Source organism: Curtobacterium sp. 9128 (assembly GCF_900086645.1).
Taxonomy (GTDB): Bacteria; Actinomycetota; Actinomycetes; order Actinomycetales; family Microbacteriaceae; genus Curtobacterium.
Window position 1 is genome coordinate 1,747,063 of the sequence record NZ_LT576451.1, and the last position, 18,831, is coordinate 1,765,893.

14 protein-coding genes are annotated in these 18,831 nt (G+C 70.7%); 6 read left to right on the forward strand and 8 right to left on the reverse strand.

The annotated features are described in order from the left end of the window. Window positions 1-9: 9 nt before the first annotated feature. Window positions 10-594 carry a helix-turn-helix domain-containing protein gene (locus QK288_RS08480; protein WP_281267363.1) on the reverse strand — a complete coding sequence of 195 codons (585 nt, stop codon included), beginning with the start codon at window positions 592-594 and terminating at the stop codon, window positions 10-12. Window positions 595-725: 131 nt separating this feature from the next. Between QK288_RS08480 and QK288_RS08485 the strand changes: the two genes are divergently transcribed. After that, the gene (locus tag QK288_RS08485; RefSeq protein WP_281267364.1) at window positions 726-1,565 is read left to right on the forward strand and encodes an alpha/beta hydrolase; all 840 of its coding nucleotides are present in this window, start codon (window positions 726-728) and stop codon (window positions 1,563-1,565) included. 103 nt (window positions 1,566-1,668) lie between these two features. Here the strand turns inward: QK288_RS08485 and QK288_RS08490 are convergent, their stop codons facing one another. Both QK288_RS08490 and valS read right to left on the reverse strand, forming a co-directional pair. After that, window positions 1,669-1,920 (reverse strand): hypothetical protein, encoded by a 252-nt coding sequence (locus tag QK288_RS08490; RefSeq protein WP_281267365.1) that lies wholly within the window; start codon window positions 1,918-1,920, stop codon window positions 1,669-1,671. Window positions 1,921-1,950: 30 nt separating this feature from the next. Next, entirely contained in the window at window positions 1,951-4,545 is a 2,595-nt protein-coding gene (gene valS, locus QK288_RS08495; RefSeq protein WP_281267366.1) for a valine--tRNA ligase, read from the reverse strand. 256 nt (window positions 4,546-4,801) lie between these two features. Between valS and proP the strand changes: the two genes are divergently transcribed. Beyond that, window positions 4,802-6,364 (forward strand): glycine betaine/L-proline transporter ProP, encoded by a 1,563-nt coding sequence (proP, locus tag QK288_RS08500; RefSeq protein WP_281267367.1) that lies wholly within the window; start codon window positions 4,802-4,804, stop codon window positions 6,362-6,364. Between the two features lie 205 nt (window positions 6,365-6,569). Here the strand turns inward: proP and QK288_RS08505 are convergent, their stop codons facing one another. The 4 genes from QK288_RS08505 to QK288_RS08520 are packed head-to-tail and all read right to left on the reverse strand — an operon-like array spanning window position 6,570 to window position 11,689. Then, entirely contained in the window at window positions 6,570-8,150 is a 1,581-nt protein-coding gene (locus tag QK288_RS08505; RefSeq protein WP_281267368.1) for an ABC transporter ATP-binding protein, read from the reverse strand. Further along, entirely contained in the window at window positions 8,147-9,028 is an 882-nt protein-coding gene (locus tag QK288_RS08510; protein WP_281267369.1) for an ABC transporter permease, read from the reverse strand. The genes QK288_RS08505 and QK288_RS08510 overlap by 4 nt, the downstream gene beginning before the upstream one ends. Then, window positions 9,025-10,044, reverse strand: a complete 1,020-nt coding sequence (locus tag QK288_RS08515; protein ID WP_281267370.1) for an ABC transporter permease — start codon at window positions 10,042-10,044, stop codon at window positions 9,025-9,027. The genes QK288_RS08510 and QK288_RS08515 overlap by 4 nt, the downstream gene beginning before the upstream one ends. A 19-nt stretch (window positions 10,045-10,063) precedes the next feature. Beyond that, window positions 10,064-11,689 (reverse strand): ABC transporter substrate-binding protein, encoded by a 1,626-nt coding sequence (locus QK288_RS08520; RefSeq protein ID WP_281267371.1) that lies wholly within the window; start codon window positions 11,687-11,689, stop codon window positions 10,064-10,066. A 32-nt stretch (window positions 11,690-11,721) separates the two neighbouring features. On the opposite strand from QK288_RS08520, the gene QK288_RS08525 reads away from it, so the two are divergent. After that, a complete protein-coding gene (locus tag QK288_RS08525; protein ID WP_281267372.1) occupies window positions 11,722-12,321 on the forward strand; it encodes a TetR family transcriptional regulator in 600 nt (199 codons plus the stop codon). A 63-nt stretch (window positions 12,322-12,384) separates the two neighbouring features. Here the strand turns inward: QK288_RS08525 and QK288_RS08530 are convergent, their stop codons facing one another. Continuing rightward, window positions 12,385-13,419 (reverse strand): cation diffusion facilitator family transporter, encoded by a 1,035-nt coding sequence (locus QK288_RS08530; RefSeq protein ID WP_281267373.1) that lies wholly within the window; start codon window positions 13,417-13,419, stop codon window positions 12,385-12,387. A gap of 249 nt (window positions 13,420-13,668) precedes the next feature. On the opposite strand from QK288_RS08530, the gene ileS reads away from it, so the two are divergent. From ileS to QK288_RS08545, 3 genes are read left to right on the forward strand one after another with little or no spacing between them, the layout of a single operon-like run. After that, window positions 13,669-16,977, forward strand: a complete 3,309-nt coding sequence (ileS, locus tag QK288_RS08535) for an isoleucine--tRNA ligase (RefSeq protein WP_281267374.1) — start codon at window positions 13,669-13,671, stop codon at window positions 16,975-16,977. Next, on the forward strand, window positions 16,974-18,431 hold the full coding sequence (locus QK288_RS08540) for a folylpolyglutamate synthase/dihydrofolate synthase family protein (protein WP_281267375.1): 1,458 nt from the start codon (window positions 16,974-16,976) through the stop codon (window positions 18,429-18,431). Before ileS ends, QK288_RS08540 begins: the two co-directional genes overlap by 4 nt. Further along, window positions 18,428-18,826: a DUF4233 domain-containing protein gene (locus QK288_RS08545; protein ID WP_281267376.1), complete on the forward strand. Its 399-nt coding sequence runs from the start codon at window positions 18,428-18,430 to the stop codon at window positions 18,824-18,826. The genes QK288_RS08540 and QK288_RS08545 overlap by 4 nt, the downstream gene beginning before the upstream one ends. Window positions 18,827-18,831 lie beyond the last annotated feature (5 nt).

Consider the following 18,831-nt stretch of genomic DNA (forward strand, 5'->3'; position numbering starts at 1 on the left):
CACCCCACCCTAGCGACGGGTCGCGGCGTCGATCAGGGTGGCGGCGGCGCGACGGGCGTGCCGCGCGGGTGCGGTGTCGCCGGCGATCGCCGCGGTGGTCTGGGCGCCTTCCGCGAGCAACGCCAGCTGGGCTGCGAGCTCGTCGGCGGCAGCCGCGTCGGCGACGGCCCGAGTGGTGAGTGCCGCGACGAAGGCCTGGAAGGACTCCTTGTGCCGTCGGGCGATCGAGGCGACGGCTGGGGAGGTCGCACCGAGCTCGCCGAACGCGTTGATGAACCCGCAGCCGCGGAAGCTGTCGTCCCCGAACCACGACTCGAGGAAGTCGTACATCGCCAGGAGCTTGTCGCGGGGCGAGTCGGCGGCGTCCACCGCCTGCTCGATGCCGTGCTCCCAGATCTCGTGGCGTCCCGCGAGGACGGCGGCGATGAGCTGGTCCTTGCCGGGGAACGCCGCGTAGAGCTTCTTCAGGGAGACGCCGGCGCCCGTGCGGATCTCGTCCATGCCGACGGACTGGATGCCGCGGGCGTAGAAGAGTGCATCGGCGACGTCGACGATGTGGGCCTTCGTGTCGGCCTCGATCGTGTTCGCGCTCATGTCGTACCCCGTTCGCTGTGTGTTCACCGTCTCCGAGTTGCATGGGGAACGGTCGTTCTCTACTGTAAGACACATCGACGGAGAACGACCGTTCTCTGATCGGAGTGAAGTCTGTCACGGAAGGAACGACCATGGGTGAGATCACCGTCGGGACCGAGAACAGCGCCGACATCCGGCTGCACTACGAGGACAAGGGGACCGGGCAGCCGATCGTGCTGATCCACGGCTTCCCGCTCGACGGCAACTCCTGGGAAGGGCAGATCCCGCCGCTCCTCGACGCCGGGTACCGCGTCGTGACGTACGACCGTCGCGGCTTCGGCCAGTCGTCGCAGCCGAGCACCGGGTACGACTACGACACGTTCGCGGACGACCTGCACACCGTGCTCGAGACGCTCGACCTGCGCGACGTCATCCTCGTCGGCTTCTCGATGGGCACCGGCGAGATCGCCCGTTACATCGGCCGTCACGGTGAAGAGCGGATCGCGAAGGTCGCGTTCCTCGCCTCGCTCGAGCCGTTCCTCGCGATCACCGACGACAACCCAGACGGCGCCGGCCCGATGTCGTTCTTCGAGGGCATCGCTGCCGACGTGAAGAAGGACCGGTACGCGTACTTCACGAACTTCTACCAGGACTTCTTCAACCTGTCGGAGAACCTCGGCTCGCGCATCTCCGAAGAGGCCGTCCGCAACGCCTGGAACGTCGCCGCCGGATCCGGTTCGATCGCCAGCGCCGCTGCTCCGCTGACCTGGCCGACCGACTTCCGTCAGGACATCCCGAAGGTCACCGTCCCGGCACTCATCGTGCACGGCACGGCGGACAACATCCTGCCGATCGATGCGACGGGCCGTCGCTTCACCAAGGCGCTCCCGCACGCGGAGTACGTCGAGATCGAGGGCGCCCCGCACGGCCTGCTCACCACGCACACCGCCGAGGTGAACGAGGTCCTGCTCGGCTGGCTCGCCAAGGCCTGACCCCCCCCGCACAACCGAGAGCACCCCGAACCGCGGAAGGCCGTGGTGCGGGGTGCTTTCGGTTGTGCGAACGCGGGCGAACGCCGGCGCGCGGGGCGGGCGCTCAGTCCTCTTCGGGAGCGTCGTCCGGGTTCGTGACCTGGGGGCGCCCGGCGTCGTCGAGGTGGATCGACGTGCCGTCGTCGAGCTCGACACGCGGCTTGCCCTCCAGGAAGGTCAGCGTCCACCCCCAGCCCGTGGTGTCGACCGCCTCCGCGGCCAGCTCGTCCTCGACGGTCCGGACCGCCACGACCAGCGCTTCCACGAGCCGTGCAGGTGGTTCCCCACCCACGTTCCAGCGCGTACCCAACTGCATCAGGGCCTCCTGTCCGTCTCCGACGCGACCCTACGCGGGCTGCTCGGCCAGCTCGATCTCGGTGACCGCGAGTTCCGGACCGTCGACGAACGACAGGTCCTGGATGCGGCCGACGGCCGCCAGGTCGACCGCTGCGCGCTCGACGAGCTCCCGCGTCTCGGCCGGGGCCGCGACCACCGCGCGCGTCACCGGCGTCTTCTGGGACGCCTTGGCAGCCGTCTTCGCACCGCGGATCCCGATGAGCGCCTGCCCGACGGCGGCGAGGAGACCGGTCTCGGCCGCGTCGACCGGCAGGTCGGCGGCGGTCGGCCAGGAGGCTCGGTGCACGCTGGTGTCGTGGGTCCAGGCCCACACTTCCTCCGTCGCGAACGGCAGGAACGGTGCGAGCAGCCGGAGCTGCACGTCGATGGCGGCGCGGAGCGCCAGGACGGCGCTCGCCTGGGTCTCGTGCGTCGCGTCCGGCGCGGTGCCGTACGCGCGCTCCTTGACGAGCTCGAGGTAGTCGTCGCAGAACGTCCAGAAGAAGCGCTCGGTGACCTCGAGGGCGCGGGCGTGGTCGAAGCCGTCGAACGCCGTGGTCGCCTGCTCGAGCGTGGTGCGCAGGGCGGCGAGCATGTCGATGTCGAGCGCCTCGGTCACCTGGTGCGCGCCGGTCGGCAGCTCGAAGCCGTAGACGAACTTCGCCGCGTTGAGCACCTTGATCGCCAGACGCCGGCCGACCTTGATCTGCTTCGGGTTCTGCGCGTCGAACGCCGCGTCGGTGCCGAGCTTCGACGAGGCCGCCCAGTAGCGGACCGCGTCGGCGCCGTGCTGCTCGAGGATCGAGAGCGGGGTGACCACGTTGCCCTTGGACTTCGACATCTTCTTGCGGTCGGGGTCCACGATGAAGCCGGAGATCGACGCGTTCTTCCACGGCACGACATCGGCTTCGAGCTGGCTGCGGAGCACCGTCGTGAACAGCCACGTGCGGATGATGTCCTGCGCCTGCGGGCGGACGTCGTACGGGTAGACGAGGTCGTAGAGCGCCGGGTCGGTCTCCCACTTGCCCGCGAGCTGCGGGGTCAGCGACGAGGTCGCCCAGGTGTCCATGACGTCGAGCTCACCCTGGAACCCGCCGGCGACGCCGCGCTGGTCCTCGGTGTAGCCGGGAGCCGGTTCGGACGCCGGGTCGACGGGCAGCTGCGCCTCGGTCGGGACGATCGGCTGGTCGAACACCGGGTTGCCGTCGGCGTCGAGCGGGTACCAGACGGGCAGCGGCACGCCGAAGAAGCGCTGGCGCGAGATGAGCCAGTCACCGGAGAGGCCGCCGACCCAGTTGTCGTAGCGGACGCGCATGAAGTCCGGGTGGAAGGCGATCTCCTCGCCGCGCTTCCGGAGCGTGGCCTTGAGGTCCTCGTCGCGAGCGCCGTTGACGATGTACCACTGGCGCGTGGAGACGATCTCGAGGGGCTTGTCGCCCTTCTCGAAGAACTTCACCGGGTGCTGGATGGTCTTGATGTCCCCGACCAGGTCGCCGGACTCGGTCAGGGCGTCCACGACGACCTTCTTCGCCGAGAACACGGTCTTGCCCGCCATCTCGGCGTAGAGGGCCTTGCCGCCTTCCGACTCGATCCAGGCCGGCTCGTCGGAACGCACGCGGCCGTCGAAGCCGATGATCGCGCGGTTCGGCAGCTGCAGCTCGCGCCACCACACGACGTCCGTGGTGTCACCGAAGGTGCAGACCATGGCGATGCCGGCGCCCTTGTCCTTCTGCGCGAGGTGGTGTGCGAGCACCGGGACCTCGACGTCGAACAGGGGGGAGCGGACCGTCGTGCCGAAGAGGTCCTGGAACCGCTCGTCGTCCGGGTGCGCGACGAGGGCGACGCACGCCGGCAGGAGCTCCGGGCGGGTGGTCTGGATGACGATGTCGCCCTGGCCGTCCGTGCGGTGGAAGGCGATGCCGTGGTACGCGCCTGGCATCTCCTTGTCCTCGAGTTCGGCCTGTGCGACCGCGGTGCGGAAGGTGACGTCCCAGAGCGTCGGGGCGTCGGCCTGGTAGGCCTCGCCGCGCTCGAGGTTCCTGAGGAACGCACGCTGCGCGCTCGCGCGGGAGGTGTCGTCGATGGTGCGGTACGACTGCGTCCAGTCCACGGACAGGCCGAGCGTGCGGAAGAGGTGCTCGAACTGCTGCTCGTCCTGCACGGTGAGGCGCTCGCACAGCTCGATGAAGTTGCGGCGCGACACCGGGATCTGATCGGCGGCCTTCGACGACTTGTTGTCCCCGCCCTCGAACGGCGGGACGAACATCGGGTCGTAGGGGAGCTGCGGGTCGCAGCGGACGCCGTAGTAGTTCTGCACGCGACGCTCGGTGGGGAGACCGTTGTCGTCCCAGCCCATCGGGTAGAAGACGTGCTTGCCGCGCATGCGCTCGAACCGGGCCTTGAGGTCGGTGTGCGTGTACGAGAACACGTGGCCGATGTGCAGCGAGCCGGAGGCGGTCGGCGGCGGGGTGTCGATCGAGTAGACGTTGCTGCGGTCTCCGGCGGCGTCGCGGTCGAACCGGTACGTGCCCTGGTCGTCCCAGACCGGTCCCCAGACCTGCTCGAGTCCGTCCACCGTGGGCTTGTCGGGCATGGGCTTGGTCATGGCTGCGCCTTTCGATCGGTATGTGCGGCACCGAGTCCGTGATGAGGTGCCTGAGTGTCCACGCGTGACACGTGGTTCCCTCGATCGTACCGGGAGCGGCGGGCGGGCAGCACGCTTACCACGCGGCCCCCTCGCGGACAAGTCCCGAAGCTGTTAGTCTGTCGGGGTTTGTCCGGCGAGCGCGAGCTCGTAGGAGCTGCAACGTCGCCGTCCCGTCGGACCCCCGAAGGACGCTCAGCACACCGGAGGAACACACTTGACACCGAACAACGCACCCCAGTCGCACGGCGATCGGCCGCTGCGGACGAAGGGCGCTGCGAAGCGCGCTCGCCGGAAGCTGACCACGGACGACGTCACCGTCGTCGAGGAGTCGCTCCTCAAGCGCGCCGTCGCCGCAGCCGCACTCGGCAACGCGATGGAGTGGTTCGACTTCGGCATCTTCGCCTACCTCACCGTCACCATCTCGAAGGTCTTCCTGCCGCAGGGTGACCCCGCCGCGAACATCGTCGCCACCTTCGGGTTCTTTGCCGCCGCGTTCATCGTCCGCCCGATCGGTGGTGCCGTCTTCGGCCCGATCGGCGACAAGATCGGCCGGCAGAAGGTCCTCGCCCTGACGATGATCCTGATGGCCGCCGGCACGCTCATGATCGGCCTGATCCCGTCGTACGACACGATCGGCTTCTGGGCGCCCGTGCTGCTGCTCGTCGCGCGCTTCGTGCAGGGCTTCTCGACCGGTGGCGAGTACGGCGGCGCCGCGACGTTCATCGCCGAGTACTCCCCGGACAAGCGCCGAGGGTTCATGGGTTCGTGGCTCGAGTTCGGCACCCTGGCCGGGTACGTGCTCGGCGCTTCGATCGTCACCGGCCTGCAGTTCGGCCTGTCCGAGGACGCCCTGCTCAGCTGGGGCTGGCGCATCCCGTTCATCGTCGCCGGCCCGCTCGGCCTGATCGGGCTGTACCTGCGCCTGAAGCTCGAGGAGACCCCGGCCTTCCAGAAGCAGCAGGAGCAGGCCGCCGAGCGCGAGTCGCAGAAGACGCCGTTCCTCAAGCTCTTCGCCACCAACTGGCGCGCGCTCATCGTCTGCATCGGCCTGGTGCTGGTCTTCAACGTGTCCGACTACATGCTCCTGTCGTACATGCCGACCTACCTCGAGCAGAACCTCGGCCAGAACGCCACCTTCGGTCTGATCCTCATCGTCATCGTGATGATCCTGATGATGGTCGTCATCACGTTCGGTGGTCGCCTGTCCGACCGGTTCGGCCGTCGTCCCGTGCTCGCCGCGGGCTGCATCGGGTTCTTCCTGTTCTCGTGGCCCGCGCTGCAGCTCGTGCAGTCCGGCACCGGCGTCGGCGTGTTCTTCGGGCTGCTCATCCTCGGTGTGGTGCTCGTCACCTTCACCTCGACGATGCCCTCGACGCTCCCCGCGCTCTTCCCGACGATCATCCGCTACGGCGCGCTGGCGATCGCGTTCAACGTGTCCGTCTCGCTCTTCGGTGGCACCACACCGCTCGCGACCGCCGCGCTCATCAACAGCGCGAAGGACGCCGGCTTCGGTTGGGCCGAGGACATCCCGGCGTTCTACCTGATGGCCGCGGCCGTGATCGGGCTCGTGGCGGTGTACTTCACCAAAGAGACCGCGTCGACGCCGCTCATGGGCTCCGGCCCGACGGTGGCCTCGGAGGAAGAGGTCGCGCAGGTCATCGACGAGTACAACGACCCGTCGTCCGACTTCGCGCAGTCCGACTGGGCGAAGGAGTTCTCGACCAGCGAGATCCCGATCATCTCGGCCGACTCGGACAAGGCGCCGTCCGGCTCCTGATCCGCGTGGGCGGCTCTCCGCCCCTGCGCCAAAGCGACAGTGTCCCTGCGGTTTTCGCCGGGACACTCTCGCTTTCGCGGTAGTGGCTGTGGCGCGATCCGGGACACTGTCGCTTTCGCGGGACCGACCGACGCGCGGGACCGACCGGCGCGCGGGACAGACCGGCGCGCGGGACCGACCGACGCGCGGGACAGACTGGCCGGCGCTACGCGGCGGCGGACCTCGGGCCGGCCGACAGCCGCTCGGCGGCGCGGACGAGCCCCGCGGTCACGGCGTGCGTCGGGCGTGCGAACAGCTCGGCGGCCGGGCCGTGTTCCACCGCGGCACCGTCGTGCATCACCAGGACGTCGTCCGCGATACGCCGGACCGCACGGAGGTCGTGCGACACGAACACCATCGCGACACCGGTCTCGTCGCGGAGCCGTTCCAGGAGGCCCATCACGGCGTCCTGCACCGTGGCGTCGAGCGCCGTGACGGGTTCGTCGAGCACGAGCACGTCCGGCCCCGTCGCCAGCGCACGGGCGATCGCCAGCCGCTGCCGTTGCCCGCCGGACAGCGTCAGCGGCGACCGGCCGCGGATCGCGGGGTCGAGGTCGACCTGCCGCAGGGCCTCGTCGACGCGAGCGTCGAGCGACCCGGTCGCCCGTCGTGCGTCGCCGCCGGACATCGCGTCCGCCAGCACCCGCTCGACGCTCCACCGCTCGTCGAAGGTCGCGCCGGGGTCCTGCACGACGGCGGACACCCGGCGGCGGCGTGCCCGTCGGTCCCGCTCGGGGAGCGGAGACCAGGGGTCCCCGTCGAGCGTCACCGTGCCGGTGTCCGGCGCCTCGAGCCCGAGCAGCATGCGCACGAGCGTCGTCTTGCCGGACCCGGACGCCCCGACGACACCGAGTGTCCGCCCACGCCGCAGTCGGAACGACACCCCCGTGACGGCGTCCACCCGGTCGTACGACTTCCGGAGGTCCGTCGTCTCGAGCACGGCGGCAGCAGCGCCGACGACCGGCCGCGGCGACGCGGTCCGCCCGGCGGCCGAAGCGGCGACGAGCGCCCGGGTGACCGGGTGGGTGGGGGATCGGAGCACCTGCGTCACCGGCCCCTGCTCGACGATCCGCCCGCCGTCCATCACCACGACGCGGTCGGCCCACCCGGCGACGAGCCCCAGGTCGTGCGTCACGACGAGCAGCCCCGCGCCCTGCTGTTGCGCTGTCCGGAGCTGTTCCATCACGCGGACGGCAACACCCGCGTCGAGCGCCGTGGTCGGTTCGTCCGCCACGACGAGCACCGGTGAGCCGATGGTCGCGGCGGCGATGAGCGCGCGCTGCCGCATCCCGCCGGACAGGGTCCCCGCGAGCCGGCCGTCCGCCGCGATCGCCGGGTCGAGCCCGACCGCGTCGAGCGCGGAGCGCACGGCGTCCACCCGCTCGCGAGCGCTCATCTCCGTGTGCAGCCGCAGGGCGTCGCCGACCTCGCGCCCGACGGGACGCAGCGGGTCCAACGCACCGAGTGCCTCCTGGCCGACGTAGCCGACCTGTGACCCACGGACCGCTCGCCACCGTCGTTCCGAGAACGCGCGGGTGTCGAACCCGGCGACCTCGAGTCGGTCCGCGCGGACGGCGGAGCCGGGCGCCGACAGGCCGAGCAGGGCCCGGACGGTGACGGTCTTGCCGGAGCCGGACGCGCCGACCAGCGCGATGCACTCGCCGGGGTCCACGTGCAGCGTGACGTCGTGGACGACCGTTGCGCCGCCGATCGCGACGGACAGCCCGTCGACACCCAGCACGTTCATCGCACCACTCCCGTTCGTCGGATGGCCCGGCCGAGCACCGTCACCGCGGTCGCGAGCACGACGATCGCGAGGCCGGGGAAGGTGCTCATCCAGGGCGCTGTCTGCAGGTAGGTCCGGCCGTCGGCGAGCATCGCGCCCCACTCCGGAGCGGGCGGTGGCGTGCCGACGCCGAGGTAGCTGAGTGCCGAAGCCCACACGATCGCCTGCCCGATGCCGAGCGTCCCGACCGCGACGACCGGCCAGAGTGCCGCCGGCAGCACGTGCCGCACGACGATGCGCGCGGGGGAACGCCCGAGCAGCACGGCGGTCTCGACGACCTGGGAGGACCGAGCCGATCGGACCAGGCCACGGACGATGCGCGCGTACCCGGGTGCCGTGGCGAACCCGACGGCGAGCATCGCGGGCACCGGGCCGGGGCCGGTCACGGCGATGACGACCAGTGCGACGAGGAGCAGCGGGAGCGCGAACGCGACCTCGGTGATCCGCCCGATGACGGCGTCGACGGCCCGGCCGCCGAGGCCGGCCGCGACGCCGAGCACCACCCCGAGGCCACCGCCGACCAGCGTGGCGACGACCCCGACCACGAGGCTCGCCCTCGTGCCGGCGACGACCCGCGCCAGGACGTCCCGCCCGGACTCGTCGGTGCCGAACGGACTCGACCAACTCGGGGCTTGCAGCGCCTGCGCGGGGTGCACGGCGAGCGGGTCACCGCCTCCGAGCAGCGCCGGCCACACCGCAGCGACGACGGCGAGCGCCACCACGGCCGCCGCCAGGATCCCTGCCGGCCCGAGCGTCCCCCCACGGACTCGCTCGGACCGTCGGGCCCCGTCTCCCGGTTGCGCGCCGGCCTGGAGGCTCGGTTCGGCGATCCCGCTCATCGCGCCCCCGCCTCGGGGTGCTTCCGCACGCGCGGCGGCCCCGACTGTCGGCCGCGGGGATCGACGATGCGCTCGAGGACATCGGCGACGGCGAGCACGACGACGTACGCGAGCGCCGACACCATCGCGATGCCGACGACGAGGGGCATGTCGCGCTGGGTGACCGCGGTGACCAGGGCTCGCCCGATGCCGGGCAGCGCGAACACCGACTCGACGACGACTGCCCCGGACACGAGCGACCCGAACGCCCAGGCGGACAGGGCGATCCCCGGGAGTGCGGCGTGCCGGAGCAGGTGCCGACCGAACACACCCGCGCGGGTCTCGCCGCGCCCGCGTGCGGCGAGCGCGAAGGCCGACCGCTGGGCGTCGACGACCCCGTCGCGGATGGTCTCGGCGAGGTACCCGGCGACGGGGACGGCCACCGTGACGACGGGCAGGACCCACCCGCGCGCGGTGCCGTCGCTCACCGCCGGGAACCACCCGAGGCTGCTGGCGAAGACGACGATGAGCACGCTGCCGAGCCAGAAGTGCGGGGTCACGCTGGCGGTGACGCTCAGGGCCGAGGTCAGCCCCGCGGCGAACCGGCCGCGCTGGGTCGACCACCACGCGGCGACGATCGCGAGCGCCCATGCGACGACGAGCCCGGCGACCGCCAGGGTGAGCGTCACGGGGAGCTGCTGTCCGAGCAGCGTGGCCACCGGCGTGCGGAACGCGTACGAGTCGCCGAGCTGCCCGGTCGCCAGGCGTCCGAGGAACACCGCGTACTGGACGACGACGGGGCGGTCGAAGCCGTAGTCGTGGCGGACCTGGTCGACCGCGGCGGCCGATGCCTGCGACCCGGGGCCACCGAGGATCGCGAGTGCGGGGTCGCCCGGGATGAGCCGGATCGCGACGAAGACGATCGTCGCGACCGCCCAGAGCACGCCGATGCCGCCCAGCGCACGGCGGAGCACCCAGCGCGACCACTGCGCCGGTGCCGAGCCGCCGCCGGGCCGGGTCAGGCCTGCGCGACGCATCCCGTGCCTCCTGTCCGGATCAGTCCGCGATCCAGGCCGAGCCGAACCACGGGGTCGACACCGGGGTGGTGCGGATGCCGTGCACGCTCGAGCGGTACAGGAAGTGGTTCTGCTGGTCGTAGAGGGGCAGCACCGTCCGGCTCTCGAGGATGCGCTTCTGGGCCTGCTCGTACAGGTCCGCGCGGGTGCTCTGGTCCGAGGTCTCGGCTGCCCGCTGGAGCAGCGAGTCGAGCTCCGGCTCGTCGAGCTGCGCGAGGTTCGCGAAGTAGCCCGACGGAGCGGGCGTGATGCTCGCGGAGTCGTAGAGGATCCGCAGGACGTCCGGCCCGACCTTCGTGTACGGGGCGCTGACCACGTCGTACTGGTTCTTCGCGAGGGCCGCGTACCAGCTCGACAGGTCGAGTTCCTGCAGCTGCACCTTGATGCCGACCTTCGCTTCGGATGCCTGGATCTGCTGGAACAGGCTGCGCTCGGCCGGGACCGACTGGTTCGTCGACACCGGGAACGTCACGGTCAGCTGCTTGCCGTCCTTCTCGCGGATGCCGTCCGAGCCGACCTTCCAGCCGGCGTCGTCGAGGAGCCGCTTCGCCGTCGCCGGCTGGTACCGGAACAGGCTCTTGTCGGAGTAGGCGAACGGTTCGACGCTCGACAGCACCGAGTACGAGCGCTTCGCGGTGCCGAGGAACAGGCTCTGGATGCCCGGGTCGATCTCGGCACCGGCGATGAACGCCTTGCGCACGGCTTCGTCCTGGAAGACGCCGTGGCCGGAGTTCAGCTCGAGTCGGTTCGAGGCGCCGGGTCGGGGCGCGTCGAGGTCGCGGATGGTGCCCTTCGAGGACGCGGCCTTGAGCTGGTCGGGCTGCGCGTTGTCGATGACGTCGACCTGGCCGGACTGCAGCGCCGCGTAGCGCGAGGTGGAGTCCGGGATGAAGCGCCAGGAGATGCCGTCGAGGCGCGGCTTCGTCTTCCCCCAGTAGTCCTTGTTCTGGACAAGCGTCACGCGGTCGCCGTGCTTCCAGTCCGTGATCTCGAACGGGCCGGTGCCGACGGGGGACTCGCAGTTCTCCTTCTGGGAGCGGTCGAGTGCCTTCGGGGACTCCATGCCGACCCACGCCTGCGAGAACGACTCGAGCAGTGCGCTGTCCGGACGGCTGAGCGACAGCGTCACGGTGTGGTCGTCGGTTGCCGTTGCCTTCTGGATGGACTGCAGCGCGAGGTAGCCCGTGCTCGACGCCGTCGTCGGGTCCTGCACGTGCTCGATGTTCCGCACCACGGCGGCCGCGTCGAACGGGGTGCCGTCGGTGAACGACACGCCCTGACGCAGCGTGAACGTCAGTGTCTTGCCGTCGTCGCTCGTGGTCCACTTCGTCGCGAGGGCCGGCGTGGGCTTGCCGTCGTCGAGCCCGACGAGCTCCTCGATGTACTGGCTCGCCAGCAGCGCCTGCGGGTAGTTGCCGCCGACGTGCGGGTCGAGGCAGGTGGGTTCGGCGTCGCCGGAAGCGTAGGTCAGCGTGCCGCCGTTCTCCGGCGTGGCGTCGGCGGAGCTCGTGCCGGACCCCGTGCAGGCGGTCAGCGCGAGGAGGACGGCGACGGCACCGGCGAGGGCACCGATCCTTCGGGTTTTCTGTACTGGGTCCAAGATCATGGCTCGACGAGTCTAGTTGTTTACTGGACCCCATGGACGAACCGATCCGCCGTGGGGGACGGCCGCGACGATCGAGCGCCGAGGTGCTCGCGGACGCAGCCGCCGAGCTGTTCCTGGAGCAGGGCTACGGCCGGACCACGGTCGACCAGATCGCCGCACGCGCCGGCGTGAGCCGCGCGACGTTCTTCAACTACTTCCCGGCGAAGTCCGACGTGATGTGGCTCGAGCTCGACGCCGCGGTCGGAGCGCTGCCCGCGTTGCTGGCGGCGTCGGACGACCCGTCCGCGGTGCGAGCGGTGGAGAGCGCGTTGCTCGCCGCCGCCCGGGCGCACGACCCCGAGCGGGTCCCGTGGGCGATCGCGCAGGCCGAGGTGATGGGGATCGGGCCGGAGCTCGTGGGCAGCGTCGCGGCCCGGGTGATGGCGCAGCACGGGGCCGTCGCGGCGTTCGTCGCCCGGCGGACGGGGGAGTACGCGGGGTCGCTCTGGCCCCAGACCGTCGCCGGCGCGATGCTCGGCGCCGCTGCCGCTGCCTTCGGGGTGTGGGTCGCGGACGGGGTGGCTCGGCGTCCCCTCGTGGAGTACGTCGGCGCGGCGCTGACGCCGGTTGCCGCTGGCCTCGACGCGCGCTGACGCCGGTCGCCGCTGGCATCGACGCGCACTGACACCGCGGCGCCGTCAGTCGGTGCGGGGCAGTCAGTCGGTGCGGAGCGTGCCCGCCCCGCCCGACGCGACGTCCTCCGCGGTCCCGTCGCGCACGACGTCGGGGACCTCGGCGTCGGTCGGCACCAGGGACTCGTCGCCGGGCAGGCTCAGGGTGAGGACCGCTTCCTCGATGTACTGGCTGTCCTCGAGTGACTTCTCGACGTCGCGCAGCCGGACGGCCACGTGCGACTCGTCCTCGTTGCCGGTCAGGTCGATCGCGGCGACGAGGTAGACCCGCGACGGCCCGACGAACTCCAGGTGCAGGTACGTCACGCGTTCGATCTGCTCGCGGGAGAGCAGCTCGACCAGCACCGCGTTCTCCAGCTCCGGCGAGGTGCTCTCCCCGAGCAGGAACCGGCGGTTGCGGTCGATGAGGACGATCGCGACGACGCCGAGCAGGATGCCGACCGCGATCGAGCCGATCGCGTCGAAGACCGCCAACCCGGTGACCTGGTGCAGGAACACCCCGAGGAAGGCGATGACGAGGCCGACGAGGGCGGCCGCGTCCTCGGCGAACACCGCGCGGAGCGTCGGGTTCGAGGACTGCAGCACGTGCCGCAGTACCGGCACCTGACGCTTCGTCGCGGCACCGTGCGCCTGCCGGTACGCCTGCAGGAAGCTCGTGCCCTCGAGGCAGAACGACAGCGCGAGCACGATGTAGTTCAGGGTGACGTCCTCGGCCGGCCCGGTCTCGCCCAGCTCGGAGATGCCGTGGTAGATCGACACGATCGCGCCCGCGGTGAACAGCCCGAACGCGGCGAACATCGACCAGATGTAGGTCTCGCGGCCGTAGCCGAGCGGGTGCGCCACGTCACGCTTCTTCGCGCCCCGCCGCTCGGCGATGAGCAGGAAGATCTCGTTCCCGGTGTCGGCCCACGAGTGCGCCGCCTCGGCCACCATCGACGCGGACCCGGACAGGAGTGCGGCGATCGACTTGGCGATGGCGACGAGCAGGTTCGCGCCGAACGCGATGACGACGGTGAGCAGGGATTCGGGACGATCCTGCTGCTGATCAGACGAGGGCATCCCTCAAGCATGCTCCCGTCCGGTAAACTCCCGTACCAAGAGCACTGATCCGGCCATCACCGGGGAGCTCCCGGAAGAACGCGGGACGCACACGAAGCGGTCCGTCAGTAGAGCCGGGCGGGTTCGGGACCGTCACCATCCCCGACGACGAGCGGCCGTTCCGGTGTCCCGGACGGCAAGCGAGGTGGTACCGCGGAGTGCATGCTCCGTCCTCGTGGTCCTGAACCGGCAACCCACAGGAGCCCCGCGGTGCGCTACCCCCTCAATCGTGCTGACACGACCGGCCGTGCTGACGCGACCGACGCCGCTGCCGGCGTCACCCCGTCCCCGAGCTTCCCCGCCGTCGAGCAGGGCATCCTCGCCTTCTGGAAGGGCGACGACACCTTCCAGGCCTCGATCGACCAGCGAGACGGCTGCGACGAGTGGGTCTTCTACGACGGCCCGCCGTTCGCCAACGGCCTGCCGCACTACGGCCACCTGCTGACCGGGTACGCCAAGGACGTCTTCCCGCGCTACCAGACGATGCGCGGCAAGCAGGTGCACCGCCGCTTCGGCTGGGACACCCACGGGCTCCCCGCCGAGCTCGAGGCGATGCGCCAGCTCGGCATCACCGAGAAGCACGAGATCGACGAGATGGGCGTCGACGTCTTCAACGCCGCCGCGAAGAAGTCCGTGCTGCAGTACACCGACGAGTGGCAGGAGTACGTCACCCGTCAGGCGCGCTGGGTCGACTTCGAGAACGACTACAAGACGCTCGACGTCACGTACATGGAGAGCGTCCTCTGGGCGTGGAAGCAGCTCTGGGACAAGGGGCTGGCGTACGAGGGCTTCCGGGTCCTGCCGTACTGCTGGAACGACCAGACGCCGCTGTCGAACCACGAGCTGCGCATGGACGACGACGTCTACCAGATGCGCCAGGACCAGTCGGTCACGGTGTCGTTCCCGTTGCAGGGCGCCCGCGCCTCCGAACTCGGACTCGACGGCGTCCGTGCCCTCGCCTGGACGACGACCCCGTGGACGCTGCCGACGAACGCCGCGCTGGCAGTCGGACCGGCGGTCACGTACGTGGTGCTGCCGGCAGGGCCGGGAGGCTCGGCTGACGGCAGCGACGCGGGTTCCGTCCAGTACATGCTGGCGTCGGACACCGTGGCCGCCTACGCGAAGGACCTCGGGTACGAGTCGCCGGAGGCCGCTGTCGCGGCCGTCATGCGCGAGCTGCAGGGCTCCGAGCTCGACGGCGTCCGGTACGAGCGCCTCTTCGACGACCTCGCCGACACCGAGGGCATGGAGCACGCCTGGCAGGTCCTCGTCGCCGACTACGTCGAGACCGGCGAGGGCACCGGCATCGTGCACCAGGCTCCCGCGTACGGCGCCGACGACCAGGTGGTCTGCGCCGCCGCCGGCATCCCCGTCGTGCTGTCCCTCGACGAGGGCGGCGTCTTCACGTCCCAGTTCCCGCTCGTCGCCGGCCACCTCTGGTCGGACGCGAACAAGCCGCTGACGAAGGCCGTGCGCGATGCCGGACGGCTGCTGCGCCAGGCGTCCTACGAGCACAGCTACCCGCACTGCTGGCGCTGCCGCAAGCCCCTCATCTACAAGGCCGTCTCGTCGTGGTTCGTCCGCGTCACCGAGTTCCGCGACCGGATGGGCGAGCTCAACCAGGACATCACCTGGGTCCCGGAGAACATCAAGGACGGCCAGTTCGGCAAGTGGGTCGGCAACGCCATCGACTGGTCGGTGTCCCGCAACCGCTACTTCGGCACGCCGATCCCGGTGTGGGTCTCCGACGACCCGGCGTACCCGCGGCAGGACGTCTACGGCTCGCTCGAGGAGATCGAGCGCGACTTCGGCCGGCTGCCGCTGAACGGCGACGGCGAGGTCGACCTGCACCGCCCGTTCATCGACGACCTCACCCGGCCGAACCCGGACGACCCCACGGGTGCGTCCACGATGCGCCGCATCACCGACGTGTTCGACGTGTGGTTCGACTCCGGGTCGATGCCGTACGCCCAGGTGCACTACCCGTTCGAGAACCGCGAGTGGTTCGACACCCACAACCCGGCGGACTTCATCGTCGAGTACATCGGGCAGACCCGCGGCTGGTTCTACGTCATGCACGCGCTGTCGACGGCGCTGTTCGACCGTCCGGCGTTCCGCAACGTGGTCAGCCACGGCATCGTGCTCGGCTCCGACGGGCAGAAGATGTCGAAGTCGCTCCGGAACTACCCGGACGTCTCCGAGGTGTTCGACCGCGACGGCGCCGACGCGATGCGCTGGTTCCTGATGTCGTCGTCGGTGATCCGTGGTGGCAACCTCGTCGTCACCGAGGAGGGCATCCGCCAGGGCGTCCGCGAGTTCCTGCTGCCGTTCTGGTCGACGTACTACTTCTTCACGCTGTACGCGAACGCGTCGGGCGACGACGGCGCAGCGACATCCGAGGGGTACGGGGCCTCGCGCAGCACCACGAGCACCGACGTGCTCGACCGGTACCTCCTCGCGAAGACCCGCGTGCTCGTCGAGGACGTCACGAAGCACCTCGACGCGCTCGACACCCCGCTCGCCGCGCAGGCCATCCGCGACTTCGCCGACGTGCTGACGAACTGGTACGTCCGGCGCTCGCGGGACAAGTTCTGGCTCGGCGCCGGATCGTCGGAGTCCGCGAAGGCCGCGTTCGACACGCTGTACACCGTGCTCGAGACGCTCGCCCGGGTCGCCGCCCCGCTCGCACCCCTCGTCACCGAGGAGGTCTGGAAGGGCCTGACCGGTGGTCGCAGCGTGCACCTGGAGGACTTCCCGGACGCGTCCGAGTTCCCCGCGGACGACGCCCTCGTGGCCGCGATGGACCGCGTCCGCGACGTCGCCTCGAAGGGGCTCGCGCTCCGCAAGGCCACCGGCAAGCGCGTCCGGCTGCCGCTCGCGACGCTGACGCTCGTGGTGCCGGACACCGCCGCCGTCGAGCCGTTCGTGGACATCCTCCGCGACGAGCTCAACGTCAAGCGGGTCGTCCTCGAGCCCCAGGCGGAGGAGTCCCTCGCGCAGTACGGCATCGAGCGGAAGCTCACCGTCAACGCCCGCGCCGCCGGTCCCCGCATCGGCAAGCAGGTGCAGCAGGTCATCCCGGCCGCCAAGAAGGGCGACTGGGTCGCGACCGAGTCCGGCGTCACCGTCGGCGGGATCGACCTGGTCGAGGGCGAGTACACGCTCGACCTCACCGTGGCCGACGAGGCGACCGTGGTGGCCTTCCTCGACGAGGGCGGATTCGTGGTGCTCGACACCGTGACCACCCCGGAGCTCGAGGCCGAGGGCCTCGCCCGCGACGTCGTCCGTGCCGTGCAGCAGGCCCGGCGCGAGGCCGACCTCGACGTCAGCGACCGCATCGTCCTGACGCTCCGTGCGGACGAGACGGCCGAGGCAGCGGTGCAGGCGCACCAGGAGCTGATCGCGAACGAGACCCTGACGACGACGCTGCAGCTGGTGGCCGCCGTGTTCGCGGAGGACGACCCGGCCACCGAGGTCGGTGACGGGGCGAAGGTGACCGTGGAGGTGGAGCGCGCATGAGCGACGACGACGAGAACGGCTTCGAGGACCAGACACCGGACGGCATCGAGATCCCGGTGGGTCCGGCCGGCGACGCCGACCCCACCGAGGTGGTGCCGTACGGGGGTGACGACGACGAGGTCAAGCGCGTCGAGGCCGCCCTGTACGCCCGGATCGGCGAGCAGTCGCCCGAGCACCGACTCACCGCGACCCGTCGCGCCGTCGAGCTCCTCGGCGACCCGCACCTCGCGTACCCGGTCATCCACATCACGGGCACGAACGGCAAGACGTCGACCGCGCGGATGACGGAGAGCATCGTCCGCGCGCACGGACTCCGCACCGGACTCATGACGAGCCCGCACCTGGTCTCGATCCGCGAGCGCATCGTCATCGACGGCGCCCCCATCGCCGCCGACCGGTTCGTGGAGAACTGGGACGACATCGTGCCGATCCTCGAGATGACCGACAAGGAGCTCACCGACAAGGGCGAGCTCCCGCTGACGTTCTTCGAGGCGCTGACGGTGCTCGCGCTGGCGTGCTTCGCGGAGGCGCCGGTCGACGTCGCCGTGATCGAGGTCGGCATGGGCGGCGAGTGGGACTCCACGAACGTCGTGCAGAGCCAGGTCGCGGTGTTCACCCCGATCGCGATCGACCACGCCAAGCAGCTCGGCAACACCGTCGCCGAGATCGCCCGCACGAAGTCGGGGATCGTCAAGCCGTCCTCCGCCGTCGTGTCGAGCGCGCAGGTGCCGGAGGCGCTCGCCGAACTCGAGCGCGCAGCCGAGCTCACCGAGTCCACGCTCGCCGTCGAGGGTGCAGGGTTCAGTGTCGTCGACGTGACCCCGGCGGTCGGCGGCCAGCTCATCACGGTGCAGGGCATCGCCGGGCGCTACGACGACCTGTTCGTGCCGCTCTTCGGCGGGTACCAGGCGCACAACGCCGCCGTGGCGATCGCCGCGGTCGAGTCGTTCATCGGCCGCGGTTCGCAGCCGCTCGACGAGGACGTCCTCAGCGAGGGGCTCGCCGGCGCCACGAGCCCGGGCCGGCTGCAGCCGATCGCCCAGGACCCGACCGTGGTCGTCGACGCAGCGCACAACCCGCACGGTGCCAAAGCGCTGGCCGAGGCACTGCCCGTCGCGTTCCCGTCCGGCCACGTCGTCGGCGTCGTCGGCATCCTCGCCGACAAGGACGCCCGCGGCTTCGTCCGGGCGCTCAAGGACACGATCCAGACCTTCGTCGTCACGCAGCCGCCGGGGGAGCGCGCGCTCGACGCCGACGAGTTCGCCCGGGTCGTCGTGGACGAGGTCGGTGGTGAACGTGTGGTCGTCGAGCCCACCCTCGCCCAGGCCCTGCAGGAAGCGCGCGACCTGGCGGACGAGGCGGAGGCCGAGGACGCCATGGTGCTCGTCGCCGGCTCCATCGTGATGGTGGGCGCGGTCATGGACCTGGTGCACCAGGAAAGCGGGGCGAAGTGACGGACGCACCACGAGCCTCCCGGCCGGCCAGGCGACCGCGTCGGGAACGCGGCGCGCAGGAGAGCCTCACCTCGATCGCGCTGATCCTCGAGGCGATCATGTTCTTCTTCCCGATGCTCGTCGTCTTCGGCAAGCACACCCTGCCCGCCGGATGGGCCTTCGGTGGCGGCATCGGCGCGATGATCGTCCTGGCGCTCGCGTCGCGGATGATGGGCACCCGTGCCGGTGTATGGTTCGGGTGGCTGCTCCAGGCGGCCATCCTCGCCACCGGCTTCATCGAACCGTTCATGTTCGTCGTGGGCCTGGTGTTCCTGGTCCTGTGGGTGTTCTGCTTCGTCAAGGGCGGACAGCTCGACCGGATGAACGCCGCCCGGCGCGCCGCTGCCGAGGACTGACCACA

What these genes read in the sequence shown, in the direction of transcription:
- QK288_RS08480 (WP_281267363.1), bottom strand. Translation starts at nt 594, where the DNA reads ATGAGCGCGAACACGATCGAGGCCGACACGAAGGCCCACATCGTCGAC.
- QK288_RS08485 (WP_281267364.1), top strand. Translation starts at nt 726, where the DNA reads ATGGGTGAGATCACCGTCGGGACCGAGAACAGCGCCGACATCCGGCTG.
- QK288_RS08490 (WP_281267365.1), bottom strand. Translation starts at nt 1,920, where the DNA reads ATGCAGTTGGGTACGCGCTGGAACGTGGGTGGGGAACCACCTGCACGG.
- valS (WP_281267366.1), bottom strand. Translation starts at nt 4,545, where the DNA reads ATGACCAAGCCCATGCCCGACAAGCCCACGGTGGACGGACTCGAGCAG.
- QK288_RS08505 (WP_281267368.1), bottom strand. Translation starts at nt 8,150, where the DNA reads ATGAACGTGCTGGGTGTCGACGGGCTGTCCGTCGCGATCGGCGGCGCA.
- QK288_RS08510 (WP_281267369.1), bottom strand. Translation starts at nt 9,028, where the DNA reads ATGAGCGGGATCGCCGAACCGAGCCTCCAGGCCGGCGCGCAACCGGGA.
- QK288_RS08515 (WP_281267370.1), bottom strand. Translation starts at nt 10,044, where the DNA reads ATGCGTCGCGCAGGCCTGACCCGGCCCGGCGGCGGCTCGGCACCGGCG.
- QK288_RS08520 (WP_281267371.1), bottom strand. Translation starts at nt 11,689, where the DNA reads ATGATCTTGGACCCAGTACAGAAAACCCGAAGGATCGGTGCCCTCGCC.
- QK288_RS08525 (WP_281267372.1), top strand. Translation starts at nt 11,722, where the DNA reads ATGGACGAACCGATCCGCCGTGGGGGACGGCCGCGACGATCGAGCGCC.
- QK288_RS08530 (WP_281267373.1), bottom strand. Translation starts at nt 13,419, where the DNA reads ATGCCCTCGTCTGATCAGCAGCAGGATCGTCCCGAATCCCTGCTCACC.
- QK288_RS08540 (WP_281267375.1), top strand. Translation starts at nt 16,974, where the DNA reads ATGAGCGACGACGACGAGAACGGCTTCGAGGACCAGACACCGGACGGC.